This is a genomic window from Deltaproteobacteria bacterium (genome assembly GCA_023382265.1).
In the GTDB taxonomy this organism is placed as follows: domain Bacteria; phylum JAMCPX01; class JAMCPX01; order JAMCPX01; family JAMCPX01; genus JAMCPX01.
In genome coordinates this window covers 1-5886 of record JAMCPX010000060.1, presented here as the reverse complement: position 1 = coordinate 5886, position 5886 = coordinate 1, and the positions used below count along the sequence as shown (strand labels likewise).

Genomic DNA, 5886 nt, shown 5'->3' with positions numbered 1-5886 from the left:
GTGGAAAGAAACTCTACATTTCAACAACAATGGGTCCGGGCATAAAACTGAATCTTACGAACTATAGATAAAAGGATATTTTATGAAAAAGCAATATAAGGAAAATATTATAAATGACGTTAAAGACAAATTACAACGGTCTAAGGCGGTATTTATTACCGAATACAAAGGCTTAACGGTCGGGAATTTAACAAATCTGAGAAGAGACTTAAGATCTAAAAATGGAGATCTTAAAATCGTTAAAAATACTTTATTTCTTATGGCATCGCGGGGTTTGATGCCCAATGTAGAGGAAAATATTTTTACAGGGCCTACAGCTATAATATTTTCTTATGGAGACCCTGTAAATATTGCAAAGCAGATAATATCTTTTAATAAGAGTAACCCTTATCTTGTTATTAAAGGTGGTTTTTTCGATAATGGATTTATACTTCCGGATAAAGTAGAGTTGCTTTCCACATTACCAGACAAAAGTATGCTTATAATGATGCTAATAAGTATGTTAAATGCGCCGATTGCGCGGTTTGTGAATACAGTTTCCTCACCGGTAACAACATTATTGGCTGCATTGAATGGCATAATACAAAATAAACAAATGAATAAATAGGAGGAAGAAATGGCTACAAAAGAAGAACATGCAGAAAAGAGTATGGCTGTAAGCAAGGAAGACATTGTCCATGCTATAGCTAATATGAGCGTAATTGAAGTTTCAGAACTGGTAAAATTGTTGGAGGATAAGTTTGGGATTAAGGCATCTCAAATGTCTGTTATGGCATCTCCACAAGCTGCTGGTGCTGCAGCATCACAACAACCCGTGGCTGAAGAAAAAACGGAGTTTACAGTTACACTGTTAGAAGCAGGTGCTGAGAAGATAAAGGTTATCAAAGAGGTAAGGGTTGTAACCAGTCTTGGTATAAAAGAAGCTAAAGAACTCGTAGAAGGAGCTCCCAAGGTTGTAAAAGAGGGTGTATCAAAAGAGGATGCTGCAAAAATCAAGCAACAATTAGAGTCAGCAGGTGCAAAAGTAGAAGTTAAATAGTAATCCATATCAATCAGTCAAAAATTAAAAGTATATTTCTGATATATGCAGATGCTTTGGGAGTGCTATCTCAAAGCATAAGCTGTTTTTTTATTTTATGTTTTGGAGGTAAAAAATTATGACCACCAATGTTTATGACGAGCTTTCAGTATCAAGGAAGGATTTTAGGAAATTCAGAACAATCATGGATATTCCCAATTTGATTGAGGTTCAGGTAGATTCCTTTAATCAATTCCTTCAGGCTGATGTAAAACCGGAGGAGCGGAAAAATATAGGGCTGCAGGCTGCTTTTAATGCTGTTTTGCCTATAAAAGATTACAATGATACTGCATCCGTAGAATTTGTAAAATATATACTTGATCCTCCAACTTATACAGAAGATGAATGCAGAGAAAAGAGTTTGACTTATACCATGCCTATAAAGATACTCGTGAGATTGATACTGAAAGATATCGATCCCGAGACTAAAACCAAAACCATAAGAGATATCAAAGAACAGGAGGTTTATTTCGGCGATATCCCTATAATGACAACAAAAGGTACGTTTATAATAAATGGGATAGAAAGGGTTATCATTAATCAGCTGCATCGTTCACCGGGTGTGTTTTTTGAATATGATAAGCTTAAGATTCAGAGCATCGGCCGGCCTGCATACATTGCCCGCATAATACCGTATGAAGGTTCATGGCTGGATTTTGAATTTGATCCCAAGAATATTATGTATGTAAAGGTAGATAAGAGAAAGAAATTTTATGCTACCGTTCTTTTAAAAGCACTTGGTTATACGGACGAGGATATACTGCGTAAGTTCTATAAAACGGAGGCGGTAAAAATAAAAAACAATGTTCTTACACTCCACATAGATTACGATCTTCTTTTAAACAGAAAATTCTTTTCGGATATTATAGATCCGTCTACGGGTGATGCTGTTGTTCCCGCCGGCACAAAGATTACCCGTAACCTTGTTAGAAGAATAATATCACGTAATATAAAAACGATGACAATAAATTATGAAGACATAGACGGTATGGTATCTGTGGGTGAGATTAAGAGTAGAGACGGTCGATCGATTTTGAAATGTAATCAAGGATTAGACAAGGACATTTTTAAACAGATACTCGAAGAACAGATCAATAAACTTGAGTTTATATATTTTGATAACATCTCGGTAGGTAGCGATATAAGAGAAACGCTGTTGCTTGATAAGATAACAAATCAGCAGGAAGCAATTGAAGAGTTCTATTCAAAGCTCAGACCAAATGAATCGTATACGCCGGAGATAACAAAAAGTTTTTTTGAAGACATGTTCTTCTCAAAATCAAAATACAATCTTACAAACGTTGGAAGACTTAAGATAAACAAGCGGCTCGGTACGGATACGCCGCTTGATATTACCGTTCTTACCAGAGAGAACATTATAGATACTGCAAAGCATCTGTTTGATCTGAAGAATGGCAGAGGTGATGTTGATGATATCGATCATCTTAGTAACCGGCGTGTAAGAACGGTAGGAGAGCTTCTTGAAAACCAATTTAAACTAGGACTGCTCAGGATGGCAAAAACTGTCAAAGAAAAGTTTACGCATGATCTTCAAACTTTGATGCCCTCTGAACTTGTCAATCCAAAGCCTGTAATAGCTGCTATAAAAGAATTCTTTGGCGGCAGCCAGTTATCCCAGTTTATGGATCAGACGAATCCTCTCGCCGAACTTACACATAAGAGGAGACTTTCTGCATTAGGACCCGGGGGGCTTACGAGAGAGCGTGCCGGTTTCGAGGTTAGAGATGTTCATTCAACACACTATGGCAGAATATGCCCTATAGAAACACCCGAAGGCCCTAATATAGGATTGATCGCTTCCATGAGTACGTATGCAAAGGTTGATGAATTCGGATTTTTGAGGACGCCGTACAGGATCGTTAAAAACGGAGTTGTGAAGAATGAAATAATTTATGTTTCAGCAATAGATGAAGAAGATAAGACGATAGCACAGATGAATACTCAGACGGATGAGGAAAACAAGATAATAGATGAATACGTGGCAGCAAGACGCGGTGGCGAATTTATTATGGTCCACAAGGATGAGGTTGATTATATGGATGTTTCTCCTACTCAGCTTGTTTCTGTGGCAGCCGCGTTGATACCGTTTCTTGAGCATGATGATGCAAATAGGGCATTGATGGGTTCAAATATGCAGAGGCAGGCAGTTCCCCTTATAAAAACGGAGGCACCTATTATCGCTACAGGCATGGAGAGATACGTTGGAAGGAATTCCGGAGCAATTATTATAGCAGAAGAAGACGGTATTATAACGTCGGTAGATGCTAAAAGGATTGTTGTCCAGTATACGGATAAAGCCAAAAGAACAAATGTAAAAATATACAATCTACACAAGTTTCAAAAGTCAAATCAAGGCACTTGTCTTAATCAGATACCGGCTGTAAAAGCCTCGCAAAAGATAAAAAGGGGTGACATCTTAGCGGATGGTGCTGCCGTGTCCGGCGGGGAACTTGCACTCGGTAAAAACGTTCTTGTCGCTTTTATGCCGTGGAACGGATATAATTACGAAGATTCTATTCTCGTAAATGAACGTATAAATAAAGACGATGTTTTCACATCAATCCATATTGAAGAGTACGAATGTTCTGCAAGAGAACTTAAACTCGGCAGAGAAGAGATAACAAGAGATATCCCCAATGTCAGTGATGAGGCATTGAAGGATATCGATGAATCGGGTATTGTACGGATAGGTGCAGAGGTTAAACCCGGTGATATCCTTGTAGGTAAAATTACGCCGAAGGGAGAATCTCAACCAAGCCCGGAAGAAAAGCTGCTCAAGGCAATTTTTGGAGATAAAGCCGGAGATGTAAAGGATACATCATTAAGAGTGAAACCGGGGGTGCACGGTATTGTAGTTGACGTAAAAATCTTTTCAAGAAAAAGCGGCTCGGATAAGGATAAAACAAAAGATCAAGAGCTCCTGAAACTTCAGACAGACCAAGAAGAGGAACTGAGTATAATAGATGATACAATGAAAGAGCAAATGAAGAAGCTGCTTGTTGGAGAAAAGATAATAGAAAAATTCAATGACGATAGAAGAAAGATCTCTTTAAAAAAGGGCGCTGTTATAACAGAAGAGATCGTTGATAAGCTGCCTGTAGAAAAATGGGTATCGATTTCACTTTTGGAAAATGGTAAACTTGAAGAGAAGGTTAAAAAAATTGTTGAAGCAACTATCGAACAGAAAGATATGATTAAGGCCATTTTTGAACAAAAAATAAACAGACTGAAGAAGGGTGACGAATTACCCATTGGAGTATTCAAACTCGTAAAGGTTTACATAGCCACCAAGCGCAAACTTTTTGCAGGTGATAAAATGGCAGGCAGACATGGGAACAAAGGAGTTGTTTCAAAAATTGTTCCTGAAGAAGATATGCCTTTTTTACCGGACGGAAGGGCTGTTGATATAGTGCTCAATCCTCTCGGAGTACCGTCTCGTTTAAATGTTGGACAAATACTTGAAACGCATCTCGGTTGGTCTGCGAGGGCATTCGGTGAACAGATTCAGGAGTTTATAGATGAACATTACAGTGCGCAAAAGTTAAAGGGTTATTTAAAGGATATTTACAAGAATACTGCAATCGCAAAACATATTGATAAATTTGACGATAAGGAAGTTGTGGAATTCGCTAAAACTCTTACAAACGGGATCAAGATGTCTACAGAGGTATTTAATGGAGCAACCGAAAAAGAAATTAAAGATATGTTAAAGCTTGCAAATCTGCCGGAAAATGGTCAAATCACTTTATACGACGGGAAATCAGGAGAACCTTTCAGAAGCAGGGTTACGGTCGGTGTAATGTATATGATGAAGTTGCATCATCTCGTAGAAGAAAAGATACACGCGAGATCAACGGGACCATATTCTCTGGTAACGCAGCAGCCTCTTGGGGGTAAGGCACAGTTTGGGGGGCAGAGGCTTGGAGAGATGGAAGTATGGGCTCTTGAAGCGTATGGTGCCGCGTACACGCTTCAGGAAATGCTGACAGTAAAATCGGATGATATCCCTGGAAGAACAAGAATATTCGATTCAATAGTTAAAGGCAGACACAACTTTGAACCCGGGATACCCGAATCATTCAATGTCATGGTCAGAGAGTTAAAAAGCCTTGGGCTAAACATTGAGTTAATCGAAAAAGAGCAATTAGAGTAATCATAGGAGGCAAAAAATGGAAGATACTTTTTTTCTGCATGAGAAACCAAGAAATCCAAGCGATATAGCGGCTATCAGGATAAGTATTGCATCGCCCGACATAATAAAGAGCTGGTCGCATGGAGAAGTCAAAAAAGCAGAAACAATAAATTACAGAACATTTAAGCCAGAAAGGGATGGATTGTTTGATGCCAAGATATTCGGCCCTATAAAGGACTATGAGTGTCTATGTGGAAAATATAAAAGAATGAAACATCGCGGTGTAGTGTGCGAGAAATGCGGTGTTGAAGTTATACAATCAAAGGTTAGAAGAGAGCGTATGGGGCACATTGAATTGGTATCCCCTGTAGCCCATATATGGTTTTTAAAGAGTGTCCCCAGCCCCATAGGAAATATGATTGATATTACGACAAGAGAGCTCGAAAGGGTTGTATATTTTGAATCCTATATAGTTGTAGACCCCAAGAATACTCCGCTTAAAGAGAAAGAACTGCTCAGGGAGGAAAAGTATCTTGAATTGCAGAAGGAATATGGCCCGAATAGTTTTATAGCAAAGATGGGAGCAGAGGCAATAAGAGAATTGCTTAGCAAAATTGATCTGGAGAAGCTTACAAAAGAGCTCCAGTTTGAGATA

The 5886-nt window shown here is 38.6% G+C and carries 4 protein-coding genes; all 4 read left to right on the top strand.

Translation table 11 applies throughout. The features are described 5' to 3' along the window. The first annotated feature begins 82 nt into the window (after window positions 1-82). Window positions 83-607, top strand: coding sequence for a 50S ribosomal protein L10 (gene rplJ, locus M1381_10995; protein ID MCL4479601.1), 525 nt, complete (start codon window positions 83-85; stop codon window positions 605-607). A 42-nt stretch (window positions 608-649) separates the two neighbouring features. Further along, window positions 650-1039, top strand: a complete 390-nt coding sequence (rplL, locus tag M1381_10990; GenBank protein MCL4479600.1) for a 50S ribosomal protein L7/L12 — start codon at window positions 650-652, stop codon at window positions 1037-1039. A 118-nt stretch (window positions 1040-1157) separates the two neighbouring features. Next, entirely contained in the window at window positions 1158-5252 is a 4095-nt protein-coding gene (gene rpoB / locus M1381_10985) for a DNA-directed RNA polymerase subunit beta (protein ID MCL4479599.1), read from the top strand. A gap of 16 nt (window positions 5253-5268) precedes the next feature. Next, a partial coding sequence (locus M1381_10980) for a DNA-directed RNA polymerase subunit beta' (protein ID MCL4479598.1) occupies window positions 5269-5886 on the top strand: 618 nt, incomplete at its 3' end.

What these genes read in the sequence shown, in the direction of transcription:
- rplJ (MCL4479601.1), top strand. Translation starts at nt 83, where the DNA reads ATGAAAAAGCAATATAAGGAAAATATTATAAATGACGTTAAAGACAAA.
- rpoB (MCL4479599.1), top strand. Translation starts at nt 1,158, where the DNA reads ATGACCACCAATGTTTATGACGAGCTTTCAGTATCAAGGAAGGATTTT.
- rplL (MCL4479600.1), top strand. Translation starts at nt 650, where the DNA reads ATGGCTGTAAGCAAGGAAGACATTGTCCATGCTATAGCTAATATGAGC.